Annotated in this window: 20 protein-coding genes; 6 read left to right on the top strand and 14 right to left on the bottom strand. The window is 61.8% G+C overall.

The window, feature by feature from the left end; genetic code table 11:
* Window positions 1-67: 67 nt before the first annotated feature.
* On the bottom strand, window positions 68-1801 hold the full coding sequence (locus RC54_RS06385; RefSeq protein WP_061789794.1) for a methyl-accepting chemotaxis protein: 1734 nt from the start codon (window positions 1799-1801) through the stop codon (window positions 68-70).
* A 387-nt stretch (window positions 1802-2188) separates the two neighbouring features.
* On the opposite strand from RC54_RS06385, the gene RC54_RS06380 reads away from it, so the two are divergent.
* Window positions 2189-2593 (top strand): diguanylate cyclase, encoded by a 405-nt coding sequence (locus RC54_RS06380; RefSeq protein WP_231739009.1) that lies wholly within the window; start codon window positions 2189-2191, stop codon window positions 2591-2593.
* A gap of 128 nt (window positions 2594-2721) precedes the next feature.
* Here the strand turns inward: RC54_RS06380 and RC54_RS06375 are convergent, their stop codons facing one another.
* The 8 genes from RC54_RS06375 to RC54_RS06340 all read right to left on the bottom strand — a co-directional run bounded on the left by RC54_RS06375 (window position 2722) and on the right by RC54_RS06340 (window position 13698).
* Window positions 2722-3852, bottom strand: coding sequence for an NAD(P)/FAD-dependent oxidoreductase (locus tag RC54_RS06375; RefSeq protein ID WP_058894647.1), 1131 nt, complete (start codon window positions 3850-3852; stop codon window positions 2722-2724).
* 22 nt (window positions 3853-3874) lie between these two features.
* On the bottom strand, window positions 3875-4225 hold the full coding sequence (locus RC54_RS06370; protein WP_058894646.1) for a RidA family protein: 351 nt from the start codon (window positions 4223-4225) through the stop codon (window positions 3875-3877).
* Window positions 4226-4286: 61 nt separating this feature from the next.
* Window positions 4287-5807, bottom strand: coding sequence for an amidase (locus tag RC54_RS06365; RefSeq protein ID WP_058894645.1), 1521 nt, complete (start codon window positions 5805-5807; stop codon window positions 4287-4289).
* A gap of 28 nt (window positions 5808-5835) precedes the next feature.
* On the bottom strand, window positions 5836-7062 hold the full coding sequence (locus RC54_RS06360; RefSeq protein ID WP_061789793.1) for an MFS transporter: 1227 nt from the start codon (window positions 7060-7062) through the stop codon (window positions 5836-5838).
* A gap of 152 nt (window positions 7063-7214) precedes the next feature.
* Window positions 7215-7832 (bottom strand): TetR family transcriptional regulator, encoded by a 618-nt coding sequence (locus RC54_RS06355; protein WP_058894643.1) that lies wholly within the window; start codon window positions 7830-7832, stop codon window positions 7215-7217.
* Window positions 7829-9340, bottom strand: a complete 1512-nt coding sequence (gene adeC, locus RC54_RS06350; RefSeq protein WP_082803137.1) for an AdeC/AdeK/OprM family multidrug efflux complex outer membrane factor — start codon at window positions 9338-9340, stop codon at window positions 7829-7831. Before adeC ends, RC54_RS06355 begins: the two co-directional genes overlap by 4 nt.
* A gap of 1 nt (window position 9341) precedes the next feature.
* Window positions 9342-12491 (bottom strand): efflux RND transporter permease subunit, encoded by a 3150-nt coding sequence (locus RC54_RS06345; RefSeq protein ID WP_061789792.1) that lies wholly within the window; start codon window positions 12489-12491, stop codon window positions 9342-9344.
* A 16-nt stretch (window positions 12492-12507) separates the two neighbouring features.
* On the bottom strand, window positions 12508-13698 hold the full coding sequence (locus tag RC54_RS06340) for an efflux RND transporter periplasmic adaptor subunit (RefSeq protein WP_061789791.1): 1191 nt from the start codon (window positions 13696-13698) through the stop codon (window positions 12508-12510).
* Between the two features lie 148 nt (window positions 13699-13846).
* On the opposite strand from RC54_RS06340, the gene RC54_RS06335 reads away from it, so the two are divergent.
* The 5 genes from RC54_RS06335 (at window position 13847) to RC54_RS06315 (ending at window position 20635) form a co-directional block, all read left to right on the top strand.
* Window positions 13847-14452, top strand: coding sequence for a TetR/AcrR family transcriptional regulator (locus RC54_RS06335; RefSeq protein ID WP_058894640.1), 606 nt, complete (start codon window positions 13847-13849; stop codon window positions 14450-14452).
* Between the two features lie 420 nt (window positions 14453-14872).
* On the top strand, window positions 14873-17371 hold the full coding sequence (locus RC54_RS06330) for a type VI secretion system Vgr family protein (protein WP_061789790.1): 2499 nt from the start codon (window positions 14873-14875) through the stop codon (window positions 17369-17371).
* A gap of 25 nt (window positions 17372-17396) precedes the next feature.
* The gene (locus tag RC54_RS06325) at window positions 17397-19649 is read left to right on the top strand and encodes a M23 family metallopeptidase (RefSeq protein WP_164471193.1); all 2253 of its coding nucleotides are present in this window, start codon (window positions 17397-17399) and stop codon (window positions 19647-19649) included.
* Window positions 19646-20254, top strand: coding sequence for a hypothetical protein (locus tag RC54_RS06320; protein ID WP_244216452.1), 609 nt, complete (start codon window positions 19646-19648; stop codon window positions 20252-20254). Before RC54_RS06325 ends, RC54_RS06320 begins: the two co-directional genes overlap by 4 nt.
* A 114-nt stretch (window positions 20255-20368) precedes the next feature.
* Window positions 20369-20635, top strand: coding sequence for a PAAR domain-containing protein (locus RC54_RS06315; protein WP_017454986.1), 267 nt, complete (start codon window positions 20369-20371; stop codon window positions 20633-20635).
* Window positions 20636-20672: 37 nt separating this feature from the next.
* On the opposite strand, the gene RC54_RS06310 is transcribed toward RC54_RS06315, so the two are convergent.
* The 5 genes from RC54_RS06310 to RC54_RS06290 are packed head-to-tail and all read right to left on the bottom strand — an operon-like array spanning window position 20673 to window position 26219.
* A complete protein-coding gene (locus RC54_RS06310; protein ID WP_061789788.1) occupies window positions 20673-21449 on the bottom strand; it encodes a class II aldolase/adducin family protein in 777 nt (258 codons plus the stop codon).
* Between the two features lie 36 nt (window positions 21450-21485).
* Window positions 21486-22535 carry a ketopantoate reductase family protein gene (locus RC54_RS06305; RefSeq protein ID WP_058894634.1) on the bottom strand — a complete coding sequence of 350 codons (1050 nt, stop codon included), beginning with the start codon at window positions 22533-22535 and terminating at the stop codon, window positions 21486-21488.
* Window positions 22536-22556: 21 nt separating this feature from the next.
* Entirely contained in the window at window positions 22557-23306 is a 750-nt protein-coding gene (locus RC54_RS06300) for an ABC transporter ATP-binding protein (protein ID WP_058894633.1), read from the bottom strand.
* Window positions 23296-25188, bottom strand: coding sequence for a branched-chain amino acid ABC transporter ATP-binding protein/permease (locus RC54_RS06295; RefSeq protein ID WP_082803136.1), 1893 nt, complete (start codon window positions 25186-25188; stop codon window positions 23296-23298). Before RC54_RS06295 ends, RC54_RS06300 begins: the two co-directional genes overlap by 11 nt.
* Window positions 25185-26219, bottom strand: coding sequence for a branched-chain amino acid ABC transporter permease (locus RC54_RS06290; RefSeq protein ID WP_058894631.1), 1035 nt, complete (start codon window positions 26217-26219; stop codon window positions 25185-25187). Before RC54_RS06290 ends, RC54_RS06295 begins: the two co-directional genes overlap by 4 nt.
* Between the last annotated feature and the right edge of the window lie 21 nt (window positions 26220-26240).

The following is a 26240-nucleotide window of genomic DNA, read 5'->3' as shown; positions in this document are numbered from 1 at the left end:
CCCACCCTCCCCCATCGCAAAAAAAAGCGCGCCCTAAGGACGCGCTTCGCTTACGCGCAAGGCTGCGTCAGAACTGCTCCCAATCCCCATCGACCGCGGCTGCCGCCTGCATGGTCGGTCGGCTGGCCGGCGCGCTGGCGGCAGAACTGGGTCGGGCGGCCGGCTTGCGCGGCAAGGCGGCGGGCCGTGGCGTGACATCCACTGTGCGCTGGGTACGCGGTGCGGCTGCAGGAGCTGCAGCACGCTGCTGGTCATGGCTGCTCAGCTTGAAGATGCTGACCGTCTCCACCAGGCGCCCCGACTGTTCCTGCAGGGATTGCGCTGCCGCCGCAGCTTCTTCCACCAAGGCGGCATTCTGCTGGGTCACTTCATCCATCTGCACGATGGCCTGGTTGATCTGCTCGATGCCATCGCTCTGTTCACCGCTGGCCGCCGTGATCTCGGCCACCACATCGGTGACGCGCTTGACGCTGGCCACCACTTCTTCCATGGTATTACCGGCCTGCTCGACCAGGCGGCTGCCGTTATCGACGCGCTCCACCGAGGTATCGATGAGCCCCTTGATTTCCTTGGCGGCGGCCGCGCTGCGCTGGGCCAGGGTGCGCACTTCGGAAGCCACCACGGCAAAGCCGCGTCCCTGCTCACCGGCCCGCGCTGCTTCCACTGCCGCGTTCAAGGCCAGGATATTGGTCTGGAAGGCGATGCCATCGATCACGCTGATGATGTCCACGATCTTGCGCGAGGCATCGTTGATCTGGCCCATGGTCTGCACCACTTCACTGACCACGCTGCCGCCCTGGATGGCGACCTGCGAGGCCGTCTCGGCCAGGGTATTGGCCTGACGCGCGTTGTCGGCATTCTGCTTGACGGTGGAGGTCAGTTCTTCCATGGCCGAGGCAGTTTCTTCCAGAGCGCCGGCTTGCTCTTCGGTGCGCGAAGACAGATCCAGGTTGCCGGTGGCGATCTCAGAAGAAGCCGTATTGATGGTATCGGTCCCCTCGCGCACCAGCGAGACGATGCGATGCAGATTGTCGTTCATGGCCTTGAGCGACGCCAGCAGCACACCGGTTTCATCCTTGGAGGTGGCAGCGATCTGCACCGTCAGGTCGCCTGCGGCCACGGCGGTGGCCACTTGCACGGCCTCATTGAGCGGACGGGTGATGGAACGGGTGATCAGGAATGCAGCCAGCACCGACAGCAACACCGCCACTGCGGACAACACCACCATCGTATTGACCGCATTAGCAGAGGCTGCATCGCTTTGGGCTACGCCCTGCTCCATCATCGCAACCTGGAAGGTGGTCATGTCCTTGAGCGCGGCGAAATACTTGTCCTGGGCCGGAATCACTTCCTTGAACAGGTAGTCGGTGGTTTCAGCCGTTTTCCGCTGGCGAATCAACTCTATGATCTTGTCGCGTGGCTTGGCATAGCTGGAACGTGCTTCCTGTAACTTGACGAATACTTCCTTGCCTTTGGCGGTATTGAGGCGCTTCTCCAGATCTGCCATGAGGTCGTTCACCTCGCGGGTGTTGTTCACCGCACGCTCGACATACTTGTCCGCAGTTGCCTGGTCAGGCGCGATGATGGCGTTACGCAAGGCGCGTGCAGCCGTGTTGACCTTCTCGCCGATCTGGTTGACCAAGGCCACTTTGACATAGCGGTCACTGACGATTTCATCGGTGGCGTCGCTGACCACCCACAGACTTTTCACCCCGACCACCGCGATGACGCACATCACTGCGATCAATGCGGCAAAGCACACGCCGAGCCGAACGCTGATCTTGATATCCCTGATTTTCATATCCCACCCCTATGTTCGTTTTACAGCAGAACCAACCCAAGAAATCCGTTCCGCAACAATGCCCCCCGGCATCTGCGGTTCAACAGAATATAAACGATTTATTTATTGAATTCATCAAAAATGTTTTTCCACGTAAAAATCGTCTCTTTTTTACGCCATAGTTAACAGATAGACCACGGACACGCGAGAAACAACGGTGATTTTCATGCGTAAATCCAGTCCAGAAGCAATGTCTGAGTGCAACACAAAAAAAATAGGTAGAAACCAAAAAAGCAACAGCGGATTAATACATATCAAATTTAGTCAGAGTTGAAGGCTGCCCATCTTGCGATAAAGGAAATCAACCGGCTGTTGGATTAAAATAAAATGATTAATTTGATTAATCTAATGAAACTGGCCTTACAACACGCCAGCCGCAGCGAGAGCGCACTATCGCTGGTGATGTTCGATGTCGATTTCTTCAAGAAGTACAACGATCTGTACGGTCATATCCAAGGGGACTACTGCCCGCAGGATATCGCTCGCACCGTGCGCAGCGCACAGCGCTGCCACGGCGACCTGGCGGCACGCTATGGCGGCGAGGAGTTCGTCCTGCTGCTGCCCGACACCGACCTGGCCGGCGCCCATAGGCTGGCCCAGAAGGTGGTCGATGATGTGCGTGCACTGAAGATCCCGTATGAAGGCAATGCCGCAGGCGTAGTCACCCTCAGCGCCAGGGTGGCCTCTTGTGTGCCGCGTGCAGGACCGACCAGAGAGATGAACAGGACCACGCCAGCCTGCTCGACCGCCTGACCGGTCAGATGCTGCACAAGCTGGTGGACGCGATGGAGGCGTGGGATGAGATTCGGTCGCTTTCCTTCATGTCGACAAGAAAGTGGGCTTGAACAGGGGCGTCGCTGCGCCCCTGCCGGAAGAATCGTTCACATGAGACGCTTGGGACTCAAAGCCGCCTGTTCCACGCCGAAACGGGCGATATGCGGCGGCACCGGCTCGCCCCGGATCAGCGCGGCATAGGCTTCGCCGGCTGCAGGTGAAGACTGGATGCCATAGCCCCCCTGCCCGGCCGCCCAGAAGAACCCGGGCAGACTGGCATCGTAACCGCCGACGAAACTGCCATCGGCCACGAAGGAGCGCAAGCCAGCCCAGACATGTGCCGGGCGGCGTATTTCCAGGGTGGTGGCGTTCTGGATGTGGTCGATGGCAATGGCGATATCGAGCTCCTCGGCCTGCACATCCTGCGGCGGCACCGGATCGGCATTGGCCGGCGAGCCCAGCAGCAGGCCGGCATCGGGCTTGATGTAGAAGGATTCATCGACCGGCATGAACATGGGCCAGTGTTCGCTATTGGCTGGTGCGGCAAAGGTGAAGGCCGAGCGACGCTTGGGCTGCAGCCCGATGGGTGCGGCCCCGGCCAGGCGACCGATGTCATCGGCCCAGGCACCGGCGGCATTGATGACCACGCGGGCGCGCAAGCTGCCCTGGCTGGTCTGCACGCACCAGCGCTCCCCCTCTTCCCGTTCAATCGACCGCACCTCGGCATTGCACAATACCCGCGCCCCGGCCGCACGCGCCCCGCGCAGGAAGCCCTGGTGCAGGGCATGGACGTCGATGTCGCTGGCATCTTCCTCGTAGACCGCGCCGATCAGGTCTTGCGCACGCAACACCGGCACCATGGCACGCGTCTGTTGGGCGTCGAGCCGCTGTACCTTGTCCGAGACCGAGCGCACCAGCGCCTCGTGCGCATCGAGCTCCGTACGCTGAGCCTCGGTGGCATAGAACAGCGCGCCGCGGGGCGTGAGCAGCGGATGCTCGGCAAATCCCGCGGGAGGATGATCAAAGAAGGCGCGGCTGGCGCAGGTCAGCGCCCGCACCTGCGGCGGACCGTAGCTTTCCATGTAGAGCGCGGCCGAGCGGCCGGTGCTGTGATAGCCCGGTTGCGATTCGCGCTCCACCAGCAGCACGCTGCCATGGCGCGCCAACCAGTAGGCGATGGAGGCACCGGCAATGCCGGCACCGATGATGAGGTAGTCGACGCTGCCCTGTTCATTCATGCCGATGCTCCTTGCAGCGGACTCAAAGGGCGGCAATGACCGCCACTTCCACATCCAGGCCAGGCGCCATCAGCAGCGCCTGCACGCAGGCACGGGTGGGCGCATGGCCAGCCGGCACCCAGGCATCCCACACCGCATTGAAGGCCGCGAAATGCTCCGGGCTGGACAGCCACACATTGGCGCTGACGATGCGCTCCCGACCGATGCCCTGGGCCTGCAATTGCGCATCGATCTTGGCCAGCACTTCGCTGGCCTGTTGCGGGATGGGCGCGCCAGCATTGTTGGGCACCTGGCCAGCGACGAAGGCGAAGCCGTTGGCGGTCACCAGTTGGCTCATGCGGGCATTGGTATTGAAGCGTTGGATTGGGCTCATGTCGTTTCAGTGATGGTCTGTAAAAGTGAATTTATTTAAATATTAAACATAATTTAGATTTTTATACCGCAGGACCACCCACCACACCCACCACCTGCCCATCCAGGATGGGCGGATGGGTGACGATGGAAGTCAGCGGCGCCTGGACCGTCTTCAATTGCGCCAGGTCCGGGCGCGGCCGACGCAGCGCGTCGTCGCCGGCAAAGGCTTGCTCCAGCGCCGCCGCCCAGGCCAGCAGGCGGGCGTCGCGGCGGAACGCACCAGTGACCTGCAAGCCGAAGGGCATTCCGCGATGATCGCGACCGCACGGCAGCGAAATGGCAGGATTGGTCGCCAGCGTGACCACATAGGTCAACGCCAGCCAACGATAATAATTTTCCAGCGCCACGCCATTGACCTCCTTCAAGTACAGCTCGCTCCAAGGGAAGGGCGAGACCGGCGTGGTCGGCGAGAGGATCAGGTCATAACGTTCATAGAGTTGCTGGAAGCGCCGGAAGATGCGGGTCTGCTCGCCCTGCGCCCAGGCGCAGTCCTGCAGGCTCATAGCCGCACCCATCTCGTAGTTGGCGCGGGTATTGGGGCCCAGTGAAGCCGGGTCGCGCCGATAGGCGGCCTCGAAACCGGCCACGAAGGCTTCGGCGCGGATCACATCGAAGGCGCGATGGGCCTCGCCCATGTCCACCTGCACCGGCTCGCACACCTGCACAAAGCGGCTGATGGCGGCGATCTTGTTGCGGAACACCTGACGGATGCCGTCATCCACGTCGCACACGCCGAAGTCCTCGGTATAGCCGATGCGCAACTGCGACAGATCCACCGGTGGCAAGGTAGCAAACTCGCTCGCGCTGACCGGATAACTCAAGGGATCGCTGTCATGCAGGCCAATGGTGGCGCGCAACTGCAGCACCGTATCGGCCACATCGCGTCCCATCGGGCCGACCACCGAAATGGGGGTCCAACCGAGCGGCTTGCGTTGGCTGGGCACCAGGCCCGGCGAAGGACGCAAACCCACCACGCCGCACTTGGCCGCCGGGATGCGCAAGGAGCCGCCGGTATCGGAGCCCGAACACAGCGGCAGCAAATCGGCCGCCAAGGCCGCCGCCGAGCCGCCCGAGGAACCACCGGCGTTGAGCAAGGGATTGAACGGATTGCCGGTAGCGCCCCAGACCGTATTGCGGCTGTTGGCGCCCGCCCCCATCTCGGGCACGTTGGTCTTGCCGGCGACGATGGCACCAGCCGCACGTAGACGCGCTACCAGCGCATTGTCGTGGGTCGGTACATTGCCACGATAGATCGGCGAGCCATAGGTGGTAAGCAGGCCTTCGGTTTCTTCCAGATCCTTGATGCCGATGGGCAACCCATGCAGCAGACCCAGCGGGCCACCAGCGAGCACGGCCTGCTCGGCGGCACGCGCTTCCTGGCGAGCGCGCTCGAAGCAGGTAGCGGTCACCGCATTGATGTGCGGGTTGATGTCTTCGATACGGGCGATGCAGGCGTCCAGCAATTCGACCGGGGACAATTGTTTGCTACCGATCAGTTGCCGCAGTTCGACTGCGCTTTTTTCGACGATGGAGTCTTGCATGGGTTTCCTTGTTGTTGATCTTGTTGATTCAGGCGGGCTGCATCTGGGCGCTGGTCTTGCTGGTGCGGATGAACAGGCTCACCACCACCGAGAACAGGGCGGCACTGATCAGGAAGCCGAACGCATAGTCATAGTTGGCAAAGGCGCTCACCAAAAAGCCGATCACCAGCGGCGAGATGAAGCCGGCCAGTTGTCCGCCCAGGTTGACCATGCCCACGCCACTGCCCACCAGTTGCGCCTGCAGCAGCTTGGTCGGCAGCGCGATGCAGGTCGCCAGTACGAAGGACTTGAAGAAGTAGGCCAGGCATTGCCAGGCGATCACGCCTTCGACGCTGCTGGCGGTATACATGCAGTAGACGAAGACCGCCGTGAGCAGCGAGGAGGCAATCAACAGCAGCTTTTCGCGGCCATCGAAGAAACGCACCATGACCCAGCCGCCGATGGCAGTGGACAGGCCGGCCATGATGTAGGGCAACGGCAGCAACAGGCCCACTGTCTTCAGGTTCAGGCCGCGCACGGTCATCAGGTAGGTCGGCATCCAGCTGTCGAGGCCCTTGTTGATGATGGACAGGCCGAACCACACCGCCACGATCTTCCACATCAGCGGCATCTTGAGCAGCGCGGCGAAGGCCGCCTTGTTGATGGCCTTGGGGCCATCCAGACCAGGCTTGACCGGGCGCACGCAGAACCAGTACACCAGCGCAAATACCAGCCCGGCAATGCCGATGGTGTGGAACACATTGCGCCAGCCGAAATGCAGGATCAGCGGCGCGATCAAGAGCGGCGCCAACATGCTGCCGATGTAGTTGGAGGAGATCAGCAGCGAAGACATCTTGGGCCGCTCCTCACGCGCAAAATTCTCGGCCACGCCTTTGATGCTGGCCGCCGGAAACGCGCCCTCGCCCACCCCGAACACGAAGCGGATCACCACCAGGCTGGTGACCGACCAGGCCATGCCGGTCACGCCGGTGAAGATGGACCACATCAGGATGGAAACCACGATCACCGGACGCGAACCATAACGGTCGGCCAGCCAGCCACCGGGCAATTGCAGCAAGGAATAACCGAGGAAGAAACTGGAGAGCAGGAGGCCCAGGTCGGAGGGATTCAAGTGGAATTCGCTGGCGATCTGGGTCGCCGCAAAGGTGATCGCCGCGCGGTCGATGTAGGAAACGCACCATCCCAGATACAGTAAGACCAGTACCAGGTATTTGTACTTGCCTTCACCCTTGGACTTCGTGATTGCAGCCTCCATCAAGCTCCCCTTGCGGTGCGACGGCGAGCCCCTGCCGCCGATTCGTCAATGCATCCTAAGCTTGCGTGTGGTTTGCCACAAGTACAAGTTTTCGAAGCAGTGATTGCCGAATCGGCAAACCATCCCTACGCTATTTCCATGGGCGGCAGGCCCTAGGCCTCTTCGCCCCCCATGGCACTGGCGCCTTGCAGCACCAATAGAGGCGCCAGGTGAAAGGAGTGCTCCAGGCGCGCCTGCGGATCTTCCATGTGCTCGGCAATGACACCCATGCAAGCCGCCACCAGACAACGCGCCACATCAATAGGCGTCAAGCCGCGCCGCAACTCGCCTCTTTCGTAGGCGATGTTGAGGACCGCCGTCAGATGATCCAGCGCCTGCAGGCTCAGGGTGTCCAGGCGCGCGGCCAGTTCCTCGGGGAGCTCGGGCGTGCCGCGATAGCGCAGCACCACTTCCATGCGCCGCCGCTGGCGCACATCGCGCAGGCAATCAAGCATCTTCAGCCACAGCACCTCGCGCAGCAGGAGCATGGGCTGCTCGCTCTGGCGATAGACCGCCAGATCGGGACCGAGGTCAAACGGCCAGACCAGCTCTTCGAAGACCGCCTTGACCAGCGCGGTCTTGTCCGGGAAATGCCAGTACACCGCACCGCGCGTGAAATCCGCACTGGCCGCCACATGCTCCAGCGTGGTGGCCCGCACGCCGCGCCGTGCGAAGGCCGCCAGCGCGGCGTCGAGCAGGATGGCGCGGGTCTTGTCGGCGCGCGGGCTCATGGCTGTGCCGTTGCCACGTCGCTGGCTACGGGCGTGCCGGTACGCTCGACCCAGCCGCCACCCAGGACCTTGTAGAAGGTCACCAGATTGGTCCAGCGCGACAGGCGGGTACCGATCAGATTGGACTGCGCCGAATACAAGCTGCGCTGCGAATCGAGGACATCGAGATAGCTGTCCACGCCGCTCTTGAAACGCGCCTGCGAAAGGTCATAGGCCGCGCCGCTGGCCTCTACCAGCGACTCTTGCGCGGCCAGTTGCCGTCCCAGGGTGTTGCGCTGGGCCAGGGCATCGGAGACTTCGCGGAAGGCAGTCTGGATGGCCTTCTCGTACTGGGCCACGGAGATGTCGCGGCTGATGGTGGCAATGTCCAGGTTGGCACGATTGGCCCCGCCATCGAAGATCGGCAACGAAATCTGCGGCACGAAGCTCCACGATCCCGAGCCGCCCTTGAACAGGCCCGCCAGGCGCGCGCTGGCAGTGCCGGCATCGGCGGTCAGGCTGATGCTGGGATAGAAGGCCGCGCGCGCGGCCCCGATGTTGGCATTGGCGGCCTTCAGGTCGCGCTCGGCCTGGACGATGTCGGCACGACGCTGCAACAGTTCCGACGGCAGCCCGGGCGGCAGCGTCGCCAAGGGGCTGGCGGCGGCCAGGGCCGTATCGGGCAAGCCATGTGGCAGCAAGGTATCGGGCAAGTCCTTGCCCACCAGCAGCACCAGCGCATTGCGATCCTGGTCGACCTGGGCGGTATAGCTCTCCACATCCACACGCGCGCTCTCCACGCTGGTCTGCACCTGGCGCAAGGTCAGCGCCGAGGAAGAGCCCAGTTCGACGCTGCGCTGGGTGAGCTGGTAGGTGGCGCTCTGGCTTTGCAACGTGTCCTTGGCCAGGCGCAGGCGATCCTGGTCGGAAGCCAGTGTCAACCAGGCCGTGGCGACTTCGGCGATCAGGCTGATCTGGGTGCTGCGACGCGCCTCGGCGGTGGAGAGGAAGGATTGCAGGGCTTGTTCCTTCAAGCTGCGCACGCGTCCAAACAGATCCAGTTCATAGGCGCTGAAACCGAGCGTGGCGCTATAGCTGCGGGCCGTCAGCGCGCTGCCGGTGGTGGACAGATCGGCCGGCGTGCGGCTGGCCGATTCGCTGGTGGCGGCATTGATGGTGGGGAACAGGGCGGCGCGCTCGACCCCATACTGAGCGCGTGCCTTCTCGATGTTGAGCACGGCCACGCGCAGGTCGCGGTTGTTGGCCAGGCTCATGGCGATGACCTGCTGCAAGGCCGGGTCGGTGAAGACGTCACGCCAGCCGATGTCGGCCACGGCCGCGGACTGGGCCGCAGGCGCACTGGTGTCGCCGGCAAAGCGGGCGGCCACCGGCGCGTCAGGGCGATGATAGTCCGGCATCAGGGTGCAACCGCCCAGCAGCACGGCCAGCAACAGGGGCAGCAGGCGCGCACGGGGCTGAGGCTGGAGGTCACGCTGAAAACGGGCCGATCGGGTCAGGGAAAAATTCATGTCAGTGCTCCGTAGAGATCGCGGGTTGGCCTTGCGGGGCGGCGTGTGGCTTGCGGGCGAACAGCTTCATGATGATCACGAAGAACAGCGGTACGAAGAAGATCGCCAGCAACGTGCCCGAGAGCATCCCGCCGATCACCGCCGTGCCCAGCGCGTGCTGCGCACCGGCTCCGGCGCCACTACCCAGCACCATCGGCAAGACGCCGAGAATGAAGGCCATCGAGGTCATCAGGATCGGACGCAGACGCATCCGCACCGCTTCCATGGTGGCCTCCACCAGGTTCTTGCCGTGTTCGTAGAGATCCTTGGCAAATTCCACGATCAGGATGGCGTTCTTGCAGGCCAGGCCGATGGTGGTCAACAGCCCCACCTGGAAGTACACGTCATTCATCTTCCAGGTCAGGATAGCGCCGACGAGCGCGCCAAACACCCCCAACGGCACCACCAAGATCACCGAGAACGGCACTGCCCAACTTTCATAGAGTGCTGCCAGCGCCAGGAACACGATCAGGATCGAGATCGAATAGAGGATCCCGGTCTTGCCGCTGGACGCCTTTTCCTGCAGCGACAACCCGGTCCATTCATAGCCGATGCCCGGCGGCATCTTGGCCAGCGCAGCCTCGACGATGTCCATGGCTTGGCCGCTGGAAGCCGCGCCCGGCAAGGCCATGCCCAGGATTTCCATGGACGGCACGCCGTTGTAGCGCTCCAGTCGTGGCGAACCGGACATCCAGTGGGCGCTGGAGAAGGCACTGAAGGGGACCATGGTGCCGGCGCTATTGCGCACGTACCAGCGGTCGAGGTCGGAGGGCAACATACGGTATTGCGCATCGGCCTGCAGCATCACCTTCTTGACCCGTCCCTTGTCGATGAAGTCATTGACGTAGCTGCTGCCCCAGGCGGTAGCGATGGTGTCATTGATGTCGGACATCGACACACCGAGCGCACCGGCCTTCTCGGTATCGACCTGCAGGCGGAATTCGGGCGTGTCTTCCAGGCCGTTGGGACGCACCGCCACCAGCCGCTTGTCCTTTGTCAGCGTCGCCAGCAACTGGTTGCGCGCCTGCATGAGGGCGGCGTGGCCAAGGTTGGCCTCATCCTTCAACATCAGGTCGAACCCGGTGGCATTGCCCAACTCGGCTACGGCCGGCGGCGCAAAGGCAAACACCTTGGCATCGCGGATCTTGGCAAACGCGGCACCGGCCTTGTTGACCACATCGGTCACCGACAAGCCCGGCCCCTTGCGCTCATCCCAGGGCTTGAGCTTGATGAAGGCAAAGCCCATGTTCTGGCCACTGCCGGCGAAGCTGAAACCGGAGACCGAGAACACCCCCGCCACCGCATCCTTCTGGTCCACCAGGAAATGATGCTCGACCTGGTGGATCACGTCATCGGTACGGGCCTTGGTCGCCCCGGCAGGCAACTGCATGATGGCAAACAGCGAGCCCTGGTCTTCATCGGGCAGGAAGCCCACCGGCAGCTTCATGAAACCGGTCACCACCAGCGCCAGCAGCACCGCATAGGCGGCCATATAACGCCAGCCGCGGCCCAGCATGTGGCGCACGACGCCTTGGTAGCGGCGATTGCCGCGATCGAACTGGCGGTTGAACCAGCCGAAGAAACCGCTGGTGGCCAGTGCATGGCCTTTGGCGGCCGGCTTGAGCAGGGTCGCGCACAGGGCCGGCGTGAGCACGATGGCCACCAGTACCGACAACGTCATGGCCGAGACGATGGTGATGGAAAACTGGCGATAGATCACCCCGGTGGAGCCACTGAAGAAAGCCATCGGCACGAACACCGCCGCCAGCACCAGCGCCACGCCCACCAGCGCGCCGGTGATCTGGCCCATGGACTTGCGGGTGGCTTCCTTGGGCGGCAAGCCATCTTCGGACATCACCCGCTCGACGTTTTCCACCACCACGATGGCATCATCGACCAGCAGACCGATGGCCAGCACCATGGCAAACATGGTCAAGGTATTGATGGTAAAGCCGAAGGCCGCCAGCACGCCGAAGGTACCCAGCAACACCACCGGCACGGCGATGGTGGGAATGAGGGTGGCGCGGAAATTCTGCAGGAACAGGTACATCACCAGGAACACCAGCACCACCGCTTCGACCAGGGTGCGCACCACTTCTTCGATGGAGATGCGCACGAAGGGCGTGGTGTCATAGGGCTTCTGCACCTTCATTCCGGCCGGGAAGAATTTTTCCAGCTGGGCCACGCGTGCATCGATAGCCTTGACGGTGTCGAGCGCATTGGCTCCGGTGGCCAGCTTGATGGCCAGGCCGGCGGCAGGCTTGCCGTTGTAGCGTCCCACCGAGGTATAGCTTTCGCTACCCAGTTCGATGCGGGCCACGTCGCGCAGCTTGACCTGCGCGCCGCCGGTGAGCGTACGCAGCACGATGTTGCGGAATTGATCGGCCGTGCGCAAGCGGGTCTGAGCGGTGATGGTGGCATTGATCTGCTGATTCTCGGCCGCCGGCAAACCACCCAACTGACCCGACGACACCTGCACGTTCTGCGCCTGGATGGCGTTCTTCACGTCCAACGGCGTGAGGGCATAGCTATTGAGCTTGTTGGGATCAAGCCAGATGCGCATCGCATATTGCGAACCGAAGAGCGTGGTATCGCCTACGCCTTGCACCCGGCTGATGGCATCCTGCACGTTGGCGGCCACGTAATCCGACAGGTCCGATCCGCTCATGCTGCCATCTTCCGAGGTAAAGGCCAGCACATTGAGGAAGTTGGTGGCCGACTTGGTCACGGTGATGCCCTGCTGCTGTACTTCCGTGGGCAGCAGGGGCGTGGCCAGCGAGAGCTTGTTTTGCACCTGCACCTGGGCAGTGTCGGGATTGGTGCCATTCTCGAAGGTCAGCGTAATGGTCACCGTGCCCGAAGATTCGCTGGTGGAAGCCATATAGCTCAAGCGATCCAGGCCCTTCATCTTCTGTTCGATGACCTGGGTCACGGTGTCTTCCAGCGTCTTGGCGGAGGCGCCGGGATAGTTGGCCGTGATGGCGATGGCCGGTGGCGCGATGGCCGGATACTGGGCAATGGGCAGGGTCAGCACCGAGATGGCGCCGGCCAGCATGACGATGATGGCGAGCACCCAGGCGAAGATGGGGCGGTCAATGAAAAAGCGAGCCATGGTCGATATCCGCCTTTCAGTGGGTCGCGGCGCTGGTGGCGGCGCTGGCGCTGGCGTTGGTCACCGTGGCCTTGGGCGACCATGGCACCACCTTCACCTTTGCACCGGGGGTGGCCTGCTGCTGGCCATCGACCACCAGTTGATCGCCCTCCTTCAAGCCGCTGCTCACCAGCCACTGGTCGCCAATGGCGCGATCGGTCACCAGCGCGCGCTGTTCCACCACGCCCTGCGCATTGACCACGAAGGCCTGCGGCTTGCCGGCGCCATCCCGGCTCACCGCCTGTTGCGGCACCAGCAAGCCCTGCTGGCGCACGCCCTCCTCCAACACTGCACGTACATACATCCCCGGCAGCAGGTCGGCCTTGGGATTGGGGAAGACCGCGCGCAGGGTGATTGCGCCGGTATCCTGGTTGACCGTCACGTCGGAGAATTGCAGCCGGCCTTCCTCGGCATAAGTGCGACCGTTTTCCAGGATCAACCTGACCTTGGCGCCGTTGCCGGACTTCTGCAGTTGGCCCTTGGCCAGGGCTTCCTTCAGATCCAGCCAATTGGTGCTGGACTGGGTCACGTCCACGTAGATGGGGTCGAGTTGCTGAATGGTGGTCAGCGCAGTGGTCTGGCTGGCCGTCACCAGTGCCCCCGGGGTCACGCTGGACTTGCTGATACGCCCGGAGATGGGGGCATCGACGCGGGCATAGTCCAGGTTGATGCGGCTGGTCTGCACGTTGGCACGGGCCGAACCGACATCAGCCTCGGCCTCGCCCAAGGAAGCCACGGCATCGTCGTAATCCTGCTGACTGACGGCCTTGATGGCCACCAGTTCCTTGTAGCGTTGCGCCTTCAGACGCGCCGTCTTGACGCTGGCCTCGGCCTTGGCCAGGGCCGCCACGCTGCTGTCATAGGCGGCCCGGTAGCTGGCCGGATCGATCTGATACAGCATCTGCCCGGCCTTGACATCGCTCCCCTCGCGGAAACTACGCGACTTGATGATGCCGCCAACCTGAGGGCGCACATCGGCGATCTGGTAGGGCGAGGTACGGCCAGGCAGCTCGGTATGCAACTCCACCGGTTGTGTGCGCACCGTCAAGACACCCAGCACCGGCGTACCTGCGGCCGGTGGCGGCCCACCCGGCGGCTTGCCGCAGGCACTGAGAACACTGAGGATGGCCACTGCGGCGACGGGCCTTAGGATGAGGGAAGTGCGCATGAAGGACTCCTTCGAAAAGGGAAGATGGGTTTATAACGATACTGAACTGTACGGTATTATTGGTTGACACCTTTCGGCGCGTCAAGCAATACTGAACACATCTGTACGAAAAAGAGACGTGAGCGAAAACACAACAGGAGACATGTAAATGAGGGTAAAGACCGAAGCCAAGCGCGAAGCCATCCTGACGGCGGCTGCCGAGGTATTCAAGGAATCGGGATTCGAAGGCGCCTCCATGGCCGAAATCTCGGCGCGCATCGGCGGCTCCAAGGGCACGCTGTATGCCTATTTCAAATCGAAAGAAGAGCTCTTCGTGGGCGTGATGCACCAGGAGGCGAAAAAAGAGATCGAGCCGGCCTTTGATGCGCTGGACAATCAGCGCGGGGATCTTGAAACAACTTTACGCATGTTCGGAGAGAAAGCCGTCAGCTTCCTGTGTCAGACCAGCAGCCTGCAGACACGCCGCATGATCCTGGCCGAATCCGGTCGCAGCGACATCGGCCGCCGCTTCCACGAGGAAGGCCCCAAGCAGGGCTTGCAGCGCATGGCCGCTTTCATGAAGAAGCAGATGGATGCAGGAAAGCTGCGCCAGGGTGACCCCATGCTGGCCACCCGTCAACTCTGGGCCCTGCTCGACTGTGAGACCGTGACGCCCATGATGCTGGGGCTGGAAACATCCATTTCACGCCCACGCCTCAAGCGCATGGTTGGACGTGCGGTGGAGACGTTCATGGCGGCTTATGCGGTGCGTTGAGAGTCCCTGCCGGAGGCGCAATACCTGCGCCGCTAACGCGGCCTGCGCAGCGATGACCTCAAGACCAGGGAAGCCACCTTCAAGGGTCTGGATCGGCTCTTCGGTCTGGACGCCTGAGTGCCCTGGCTCTTAAAAAAATCGGTCCATCACAACAGACTGATTTTTCAGCAAAACATCCCTGCTGATTGGCAGGAAAAATAGAAATCCTTCCATTGAGCAAGCGCCCCGCGCATCGGAGACTGACGCCTTCGTCGCCCGGGGCCCCTGCTATGTTGATGCACCCACGGGCCTTGGCCGCATCCGGGACTTTCCTCATGCAAGCACCTCGCGCAGGCACGCCAGAGCACCTGCCGCGAGCTTGTCCAGCTTGTTCACTGGCGTGTCCGGGATTGCACAATCTCTCAGTGGAAACCGCCCGGCATGGCTCCCCCCTTGCAGAAAGCTTCATCTCGTTCCCAGGCGCGCATTGCGCAGCATGACCGGCTACTCAAGCTGGATACCCCTCTCGAAAAAGACCTCCTCCTGCCGCAACGCCTGGTCGCCACCGACCATCTGAGCCACGGCTACGACTACACCATCGATCTGCTGGCCACCCGCTCCGACCTCGACCTCAAACCATTGATCGCGCAAGCCGTCACGCTCTGGATCAGGCAGAACACACGCGACTATCTGCCGATACATGGCTATGTCCATACCGCAGAACGCCTGGGCAGCGACGGCGAACTCGCCTTCTGCCAGCTGGGCATCGCCCCCTGGCTGCACTTCCTGCGCTTTCGCAAGGATGCCCGCATCTGGCAAGACAAGACCGCCGAAGACATCCTCGCCGACATCTTCGATTGCCATCCCCAGGCCCGGGGCCATTACCGTTTCGCGCTGGAGCGACCGGCACTGGCCCGCTCCTATTGCACCCAGTACGAAACCGACTGGCATTTCGTCCAGAGGCTGATGGAAGAAGAAGGCTGGTTTGCCCATCACGAGCAGAAGGAAGACGGTAGCGCACACGTCCTGGTCATCACCGACAACAGCTATAGCCTGCGCCCGCTCGCCCGCCACGCCATCGCCTTCCACGGCGCCGGTCCACAAGACGAACTCGACAAGATCCTGCACTGGCGCGCCCATCGCCATCTCGCCTCCAGCCGGTGGCGCAGCCGCACCGACGACTACAAATCCCCCCGCCAAGAAAAAGGCGCAGAAGAACACGTCCTGCCCGAACACGGCCAGTTGCCGGGCCAATTGGAAATCTACGAATACACCGGCGCCTACAGCCATGCCAACCAGGAACAAGGCAACCGCCAGGCCGACCTGCGGGTGGAACAGTGGGAGTCGGCCATGCAGCGCTACCATGCCATCTCCGGCGTGCGCGAGATCGCCTGCGGACGCTGGTTCAGGCTGGATGGCCATCCTGAGCATAAAGCCGCAGCCGAGAGCGAGCGGCAGTACATGATCATCGCCATCGACTGGTTCATCGAGAACAACCTGCCCTTGTCGCATCAGGCGCTGGATTTTCCGGGCAGCCTGAGCGCTGTGCTGGCGCAGTTCAAGGCATCGATAGGACGCGCGCAGAAAAGTGAAGCAGCGGACAACCAGCACACCGGTCACTGCTTCAATCGCTTTGAGGTGCAGCGGCGCAGCCTGCCGTTTCGCAGTGAGCGCACGCATCCCAAGCCACTCCTGCATCCACAGACGGCCATCGTCGTGGGGCCGGGCGGCGAAGAGGTCTATACCGATCACCTCAATCGCATCAAGGTCCAGTTCCACTGGGACCGGATCAATCCCGGCAATGAAGCCGCCTCGTGCTGGGTGCGGGTGAGTTACCCCAATGCCGGCCAATACTGGGGCGCCATCAACGTGCCGCGGATAGGACAGGAAGTCATCGTCTCCTTCCTCAACGGCGATCCTGATCGCCCGGTCGTGACCGGACGTCTCTTCAATGAGGAGCAGCGGCCGCAATGGCACAGCAATGGTCGGCTCTCCGGCCTCAAGTCCAAGGAGTTCGGAGGAGACGGCTTCAACCAGTTGGTGATGGATGACAGCCACCAGCAGAACCGCCTGCATCTCTACAGCAGCCATACCCATGCCCGGCTCGATCTGGGCCATCTGGTCCACCAGGTCGGCAACGAACGGCGTGACTTCTACGGTGCCGGTTTCGCGCTCAAGAGCGATGCCTATGGCGCCATCATCACGCACAAGGGCTTGTACATCAGCACCTATGGACGGCCCGGACCACAAGGGGCACAACTGGATACCACCGAAGCCACGGCGCAACTGAAGGCCGGTGCAGCGTTGAGCAAGACCTTGTCGGACATCGCCGCGAAAGCCGGCGCGCAAGCCCTGCCGCGGCAGGATGGCTTGAATGACTTCATCCGTGCCACGCAAGAGCCATACGATGATCCGGCCCAGGCGCTGGCCAATCGTTTCAAGGAGCCCGTACTGCTGGCGGCATCCCCGGCCGGGATCGGATTGACCACACCCAAGGGTACGCATGTTCACGCAGGCGCTGAAGTGACCTTGTCGTCGGGGACGGATACCCATCTCGCCGTGGGCAAAAGCCTGCTCGCCAGCGTAGCTGAGAAGATCAGCCTGTTCGCCTGCCAGCTCGGTATCAAGCTCTTTGCCGCCAAGGGCAAGGTGGAAGTGCAAGCCCAGAGTGATGACCTGGACTTGATTGCCGAGAAGGTGGCGCGCTTGCTCTCCACCAGTGGGCGGGTGGAAATCCATGCCAAGGATGAAGTGATGATCTCGGCTGGCGGCTCCTTCATTCAGATCAACAGTGCCGGGATCACCCAAGGCACGCCGGGCAAGTGGGAAGCCAAGGCTTCCTTGCATTCGATGCCGGGACCGGCGCGCATCTCCTATGCGATGCCCTTGCTGCCCTCGAGCGTCTGGGACATACCCAGACGTTATCCCTTCTCGCAATAAATCCATCTTCGTCGACCAAGACATCATGCTGATCAGTCCACCCTTCCTGCCTATGCGCACGGCACACCAAACCGAAGACGAATGGCTCGATATCGCCATGAACGGCGACGCTCCCGGCAAGGGAGCATTTCCTGTCAGTTTCAATCTCGGATGGCACGGCGGGATTCATCTGACCAGTCCCAAATCTGGCAATGCACATGAACCCGTGAGGGCCATTGCGGATGGCACCATCGTCTTTGTGCGTCAGCCTACCAAGGGACTCCCCAATCTGCCGCCTGAACATCCCCTCATGTACAACGGCGCAACCAGCGATGGCGTGGTCGTGATGCGGCATGAAGCCGAGATCGGCGAAGGTGAACAGGCACGGGTGGTCTTCTTCAGCCTCTACATGCACTTACATGCAATCGCGCCGAGCGCGCGAGTCAATCGCTTCGTGCATCGCAAGGAGGTCATCGGGAACGTAGGCTACATCGACGGAGAAATGGGCCGTATGCACTTCGAGATTATCTGCGACGATGCCAATCTCGCCAGACTGACGGGGCGCGCTTCAGACCCGTTGTCGCTCACTTCGGATGGACGAAGCGATGTGATCTTCGGTGAAATCTATTTCCACATCCCTGCCGGGACCCCGGTCTTCGACAAGCCGCCGCTGGCGCATTCGGCACAGGCATTGACGCCAGCGCCGAAACCGGCCCGTCCATCACGCGACAAGGAGCCTGATCCCCCCGTTGCACTGTCTGCCGTCCATATCACCACGAGTGACACGATTCTGGGCGTGCAGTATCCAGGTGCGGAGGGCAACGTCGCCAGCACTGGCGAAGCGCTGCTCACCACTTATGCGATGGATGGGACCAGGATAGGCCAACCCCTGAAAGAGAAGGACGGCGAAGCTGATCTCTACAAGAACGCGGTACGCATCGCCAATGCCTGTCCCCAAGCGCAGCGCCCTGCCCCGAGCGCCGTTTATGAACTGCTACGTTTTGGACGCGTGATCGGGCCAGACAAGCTGCCCTCAGCCAGCCTGCCCCATTGGAAAAAGCTGCCTTATCCCGGTGGCGAAGGCTGGATCAATCTGAATGCAGCCAACATCCGCAAGTTCAGCGACGCAGACTTTCCGCATTGGAAGCAGTGGCGCCTCATCAATGACGATACGGATCAGGATAGCCGGTGTGATTCGCGGACAATCCGAAGCTGGCTTGATACCGACAAGGATGGACGCGTCCGGTCGGCGCAAGCCATGGCCAGACTGGCCAATGCGGAGAACGCAGCCAGATTGCGCAAGGTCGTTGCCAGGTTCCCCACCGAATGGGAGAGCAGCACCATCGATGCACGCTGGGGATGGTTGAAGGCCAGCACAGCGGAAAATCCGACGCCGTTGAGCACGGCCGATTTTGAAGCCTTGCGTGCACATATCGCGGCCCTTTCCTTCTGGCCCGGTGGCATGGGACTGCCGAGAACTCACTGGCACTGGCATCCGAAGGAATTCATTCGCCACTTCCGCAAATGTGCGTGGTTGAGCGCAAAGGATCTGGCGCGCATCTATCCCGATGAGAAGTATCCGTTGAAAGCGCTTGAAGCAGAGGGACGCCAGCGCACACCGGCTTTGATTCGGGAAACCTATCGCAACGACCTCAACAAGGTGATGCGCAAGTACCTGGTCAATTCGCCGGTTCGGATGACGCATTTTCTGGGTGAGGCGGCGGTTGAATGCATGTATCTCCTGATGATGGCGGAGGGGTCCGTGAGCTTCGCGAGGAAGCCCACTCATGAAAGTTTCCTGCCGGAGGATGCGGGGTTTTATATGCCCAAGGCCAAGACGGATTATCTCTACTACCTGTCTGGAAGACTCGGCAATATCGAAGAGCACGATGGGCCTAAGTTCAGGGGGCGGGGGATCAAGCAACTGAGCGGGCGGGAGAATTACGGCAAGTATTGGGTGTATCGGGGATGGCTATCGTCTAACTCTTTCGCTACAACTTGGTGGAATCCATCTAAGCCTGAAAGAGCTCCCAACGTCCCTGATCCTCAAAGACTGTCAATCCACAATTACAACGCCATTGATTCGGGAGGTTGGTATTGGACCGCTGGCGCACAGGACAACAAATTCAAAACCATCAACCTGAAAATTAGGTCTTATCTCATTGATGAGGAGACAGTCCACGTAGTGGCTGCGGCGATCAATGGAACCAACAATACGACAAAAAAACCTAATCATTTAGTTGAGCGTCTGAATGAGACTCGCTGGGTTAAAAATATAGTGATGGATGAAACCAAATGAACAAGATCAGACTTTTTCTCTGTATTTTTTTTGAGCTTTTCACGCACTCAACCTTTGCAGACGAAATCTCGAGAAAAGAAATATCTGTTCTCTCGAAGGACTTGCATATACCCAAAACTTGGCACCTCTCAAAGAAAATGGTACCTGTAGGCCGAATGTATCCAGACAGCTTCTGCACGACCTTCACTTCGAAGAAGAGAAATCAGTGGCTGGGAGAAATCTGCATTTCCTCAAATACAGACTTTATTTCGGCTATGGGTTTCAGAGATGAGGTCCCCGACGAAGAACGTTGGGGCAACCGTGAGGAACATCAAATTGGCTATTGGAAGATTACGCCGCTGTTTACCTATCCAATGACGCCGTTTATTCTCGATCCGATAAAGATATATGCCGCAGAGGCGGACTGCTTTATAGAAGACGGTCCCGTATATCGAGCAACCAGCATGTGCCACACCGCGCTTTATGAACTGCGTTCCGGCGTCTTCATCTACAGCGTTTTTCACTTCTTCGACAACGTTAAGCGCAAGCAAAAGGTTCAAGTCTCTGACATCAGAAATCTATGGATCCACATAAGCAAAAAGATCAGCAAAGAATCTAGGCGCTAGCTAACAAACTCAGCGTATTCCGAACCACCTGGGATAGCCAACCACTCAGATTCCTTTTCAAGTTTTTCTGGGCAATCCCACGCCATCCCCCCACATAACCCGAGAGCCCCTAACATGCCCCTGCCCATCATCCGCCTAGGCGACACCACCTCCCATGGTGGCAAGGTGATCTCCGCCTCCGAGACCCACACGATCCACGGCATCGGTATCGCCCGTGTCGGTGACATGGTCAGTTGCCCACGGCAAGGCCATGGCGCCAATCCCATTGTCGAAGGCGCACCCACCTACCTGATCGGCGGGCGCATGGTAGCCCTGGATGGGCACAAGGCGGCTTGCGGATGCACCCTCATCTCCAGCCTGGCAACAGCCTCCTACGGATAAAGCGGCTGGCATCTGCACGATGCCATCACCGCCCGGATCAATGCACCTGATAAACCGCCTTCAACATCTTGCGCACGATCGCCTCGAAGAAGATCACCGCAAACCCGTCATTGCGAATCAACTGCTGCGTCAGGTCAGCACACTTCTGCCGCACCCCATCCGCTAGCTGCTCATCCTCGCCGCCCATGGCACGGCCGGCCACCTGGATCTCGGCGGCGCGCTGCACCGTCCACAGCAGGAAGAAGGCGCGCTCGATATCGCTCTCGCATACCGCCACGCCATGATTGCGCAGCACCAGGATGTGTTTATCGCCCAGGCTCTGCAACATCCTTTGCTTCTCTTCGGCAAACAGGGTGATACCTTCGAACTCGTGATAACCAATGCGCCCGAACAGTTGCGCGCCGTAGAAGTCGTTATGCTCGAAGCCGCTCTTCTTCATGGTCACGGCCGAGATCGGTGTGGTGTGCGTGTGAATCACGCAGCGCAGATCGTCGCGCGCGCCGTGGATGGCGCTGTGCAGGGCGAAGCCGGCCGGGTTGGCCTTGTAGTCGGATGCTTCGGCCAACTGACCGTCCAGGCCTACCTTCAACAGGTTGGCGGGCGTGACTTCGTTGTAGTTCAGGGCAAAGGGATTGACTAGGTAGTGATGCTCGGGGCCGGGCACCCGTACCGAGATGTGGTTGAAGATCATCTCGGTCCAGCCCAGGTAATCGACCAGGCGGTAGCAGTGCGCCAGCTGGATGCGCAGCGCCCATTCCTGATCGCTGCAGTGGGCTGGCTGGTCTACGTCATAGCTGTATTGCATGATGTTCATTTCTGACTCCAGAATCCTGTGGATGAGGTAAGGCGATCAGGCAGCCCGCGCCGCTGGCGGCTGTGCCGCTGTCTGCTGATCGGTCTGCTGGCGCGCCGTCTCGCCCCGGAAGCGGGCCAGCGAGACGACGGCGCGGGTGATCGGCATGGGAATGGCAAAGCGCTCGGCCATTTCCAGGACCGCATCGCCGATGGCCGCCAGTTCCAGCGGGCGACCGCGTTCCAGGTCCTGCAGCATGGAGGTGCGGAAGGCGCCCATGGCTTCGCCCAGTTGCAGGAAGGTCAGCGGGTCGATGTCCACGCGGGCGCCATAGCTGGAGGCCACCAGCAGCGTCTCGCGCATGATCTGGCTGACCACCTCGCGCAACTCCGGCTGTCCATACAACTGCTCCAGCGTGCCGCGTGTGATGACCGACAAGGGATTGGTGCTGATGTTGGCAATGATCTTGGTCCACAGCTTGTCGCGGATGCGGTCGGTGGCGCGTGCTTCGATGCCAGCGGCTTCCACGGCGGCACGCACGCGCAGCAGGCGTTCGCTCATCTCGCCGGAAGGTTCGCCCAGGACCATCAAGTGCGGATTGACGGAGCGGATCACGCCCGGGCGCTCCACCTCGGCGGTAATGAAAAGCACGCTGCCGATCAACTGCGCCAGCGGTACCGCACGCGACAAGGCGCCATCGGGATCGACCGCCTTGACGGTCTGGCCATCGAAGCGCCCGCCCTCGCGGTGGAAATACCACCAGGGCACGCCATTGTTGGTCGGGATCACCACCGTCTGTGCGCCAACCAGAGGGGCGATCTGGGACAGCAAGGCTGACATGTCCTGACTCTTGGCGCAGAGGAAAATGACGTCCTGCTCGCCGAACTCGGGCAGCTCACTTGCCGTCGGGCGGGCGTGGGTGCGGCCATGCAGGTCGTGCAGCGTCAGGCCGTGCTCGCGGATGGCTTGCAGGGTCTGGCCGCGCGCCAGTACGCTGACCTGGTGACCCGCTGCCGACAGGCGCACAGCCAGGGTGCCGCCGATGGCGCCAGCGCCGGCTATGCAGATGCGCAGTGGTGCAAGATGCTTGGAGGAATCGTCACTCATGACAGGGCATATAAGAAAAAATCAACCGGCCAGCTTGTCCTGGTGCTTGCCGGACAAGCCCAGGTAAGCCTCGATCACACGGCGGTCATGGGCCAGTTGGCTGGCCGGGCCATGCATACGGATTTCGCCGTTCTCCAGCACGTAGCCATAGTCGGCCACTTGCAGCGCGGCGCGTGCATTCTGTTCCACCAGCAGGATGGAAACGCCACGACGGCGCAACTCGGCGATGATGCGGAAGATCTCGCGCACAATCAGCGGCGCCAGGCCCAGGCTGGGTTCGTCCAGCATCAACAGGCGCGGCTTGGCCATCAAGGCGCGGCCTACCGCCAGCATCTGGCGCTCGCCACCGGAGAGCGTGCCGGCGTGCTGGCTGCGTCGTTCGCGCAGGCGCGGAAACAGTGTATAGACCTCTTCCAGGGTGGCAGCGTGGTCGCGCTGACCGCTGCGGTAGCGCTGGAAGGCGCCCAGCATCAGGTTGTCCTCGATGTTCATCTCGGCGAACAGTTCGCGCTTTTCCGGGACCAGGGTCATGCCGGCAGCCACCATCTCTTCCACTTCGGGAGAGTGGCGGATCACGCCATCGAAGGCCATCGCGCCCCGCGAGGGCAACACGCCCATGATGGCGGAGAGCAGCGTGGTCTTGCCGGCCCCATTGGGGCCGATAACGGTGACGATCCTGCCCTGCTCCACCGACAGGTTGATGCCGGACAGCACCTGCACCGGGCCATAGGCGGCCGACAGCTCGCGCACTTCCAGTACCTTATTGCCCATGATGTGCTCCTGCTGCGATCGCGGTATCGGTATCCATCTCGGAGGGGCCTGCCTGGTCCTCATCGGCCACGCCCAGGTAGGCTTCCAGTACGGCGCGGTTGTTCTGGATTTCCGCGGGCAAGCCTTCGGCGATCTTCTGGCCGAAGTCCATCACCACGATGCGATCCACCAGTTCCATGACAAAGTCCATATCGTGCTCCACGAGCAGGATGGCCATGCCCTCGCCGCGCAGCTTGCGCAACAGTTCCGCCAGCGCCTGTTTTTCGCCCAGGCGCAGGCCGGCAGCCGGTTCGTCCAGCAGCAGCAGACAGGGATCGGCCGCCAGCGCGCGGGCGATTTCGAGGATGCGTTGCTGGCCCAGCGAGAGCGCGCCGGCTAGTTCATACATCTGCGCGCCCAAGCCCACGCGCTCGATCTGGCGTGCGGCTTCGGCCAGGATGCGCGCTTCTTCCTTGCGATCCAGGCGCAGCATCGATGCCAGCACGCCGCGCTGGCCGCGCAGGTAGGCGCCGATGGCGACGTTTTCCAGCACCGTCATGCGCGGCATGAGGCGCACATGCTGGAAACTGCGGCTCATGCCCAGGCCGGCGATGTGACGCGCGCCACGGCCAGTGACCTCATGGCCGCGGAATTGCACGCTGCCCGAGGTCGGCGTATCCACGCCCGAGATCTGGTTGAACAGCGTGGACTTGCCCGCGCCATTGGGGCCGATCAAGGCTAGCACTTCGCCGGCCATGACCTTGAGGCTCATGTTGTTGTTGGCCACCAGACCACCGAACTTGCGGGTCACGGCGCGCACGTCCAGCACCACTTCGTGCGGGGCCGGCATGGCGCGCCGGGGCAGCGGTTCAGCCTGGGTAGCCAGTTGCAGCCGGCGGGTATGCACCGGCACCAAGCGCGCCAGATAGGGCCAGATCCCATCGCGCGAGCGCTGCAGCAGCACCACGATCAACAGGCCAAAGACGATGGTCTCGAAGTTGCCGGAACGCCCCAGCAGCACCGGCAAGATACCTTGCAGCCATTCCTTCATCACCACGATCAGCGCCGATCCCAGCAGCGCGCCCCAGACCTGGCTGGCCCCGCCCAGCACGGCCATGAACAGGTAGTCGATGCCAAAGCCCAGGCCAAAGGGCGAGGGATTGACGAAGCGCTGCATGTGGACGTAGAGCCAGCCCGAGAGTGCGGCCAGCACGGCGGCGATGACGAAGACGACGATGCGCATCCGGGCAGTGGGAATGCCCATGGCCTCGGCCATCACGATGCCGCCCTTCAAGGCGCGGATGGCACGACCCTGGCGCGAATCCAGCAGATTGTGCACGGCGGCCACACCCAGCAGCACCATCACCCAGATCAGGCCGAACATGGCGCGGTCGGAATGCAGCGCCACGCCGAACAGCGTGATGGAGGGAATGCCTGACATGCCGGTCTGTCCTCCCATGCTCTCCAGTGTGCCGAAGATGAAGTACAGGCTGATGCCCCAGGCGATGGTGCCCAGCGGCAGGTAATGCCCGGACAGCTTGAGCGTGACGCTGCCCACGGCCAGGGCCAGCAAGGCAGTGAGCAGCAGCGCCACCACCAGCGTCACCCAGGGCGATTGCATCCATAGCAGGGCATCGGGCAAGGGCAATACCTTGGCCGAGAGCGCGGCCGAGAGATAGGCACCCAGACCGACGAAGGCCGCCTGGCCGAAGCTGGTCAGGCCCGCCACGCCGGTCAGCAACACCAGGCCCAGCACCACCAATGACGCCAGGCCGATGTTGTTCAACAAGGTCATGGTGAACGACGGCAATACGAAGGGGGCTGCCGCCAGCAGGAGCACGAACACCGCCAGGACGGCACGGGAAGACAGACGCAACGTACGGTGAGCGGAAGGCGCTTTCATTCTTCTTCCTCCACGTGATGGGTCGACAGCGAACGCCATAGCAGGATGGGGATGATGAGCACGAAGACGATGATTTCCTTGTAGGCGCTGGCCCAGAAGGTGGAGAAGGATTCGATCAGGCCGATGGCCAGCGCACCGGCTGCGGCCAGTGGATAGCTGACCAGGCCGCCGATGATGGAGCCGACGAAGCCCTTGAGGCTGATCAGGAAACCCGAGTCGTAGTAGATGGTGGTGATGGGCGCAATCAGGATGCCCGACATCACGCCGATCAGCGAGGCCAACAGGAACATGGCCTTGCCCGCGAATACGGGCGAGATCCCCATCAGGCGCGCGCCCATGCGGTTCAGGGCCGCCGCGCGCAAGGCCTTGCCGTAGAGCGTGCGTTCAAACATCAGGAACAGCGCCACGATCAACAGCAGCGACACCCCGATCACCCACAGTGCCTGGCTGGACAGGCGCAAGCCGCCCACTTCCAGCGCGGCCTCGGTAAAGGGTGCGGTGCGTGCCCCTTCCGGGCCGAACACCAACAACGCCACCCCCACCAGTGCGACGTGCACGGCAATCGAGACGATCAGCAACACCAGCGGCGAAGCCGAGGCAATCGGCTCAAACGCCATGCGATACATCAGCGGCCCCATCGGCACCAGCAGCAGCAAGGTCATGGCCACCTGCGCCAGCATGGGCCAGCTGGCGAAATTGACCGATAGCGCCACCCCCGCCACCAGCGCCGCATAGACCAGCTTGGCCGGCAGCCACAGGCTGGGGCGACGGCGGCTGGTACGCCACATGTCGTACAGATCGAAGGCACAGGCGCCCAGGCACATGGCCACCAGCAACCAGGCCACGGTCAGGGTCTGGCCGTTTTGCATCATGCCCATGGTGAGCGCACCGAAGGAGACGAACTCGCCCTGCGGAATCAGGAGGATGCGGGTGACGGTGAAGACCAGGACGATGGACAGCGCCAGGAGCGCATAGATGGCGCCATTGGTGATGCCATCCTGTCCCAGGAGCGCCACGATTTGGAGATTCATTGCGACTTCCTTGTGGAGCCG

This window comes from Herbaspirillum rubrisubalbicans, from assembly GCF_003719195.1.
Classification (GTDB): domain Bacteria; phylum Pseudomonadota; class Gammaproteobacteria; order Burkholderiales; family Burkholderiaceae_D; genus Herbaspirillum; species Herbaspirillum rubrisubalbicans.
This window is presented reverse-complemented; position numbering and strand designations above follow the sequence as displayed.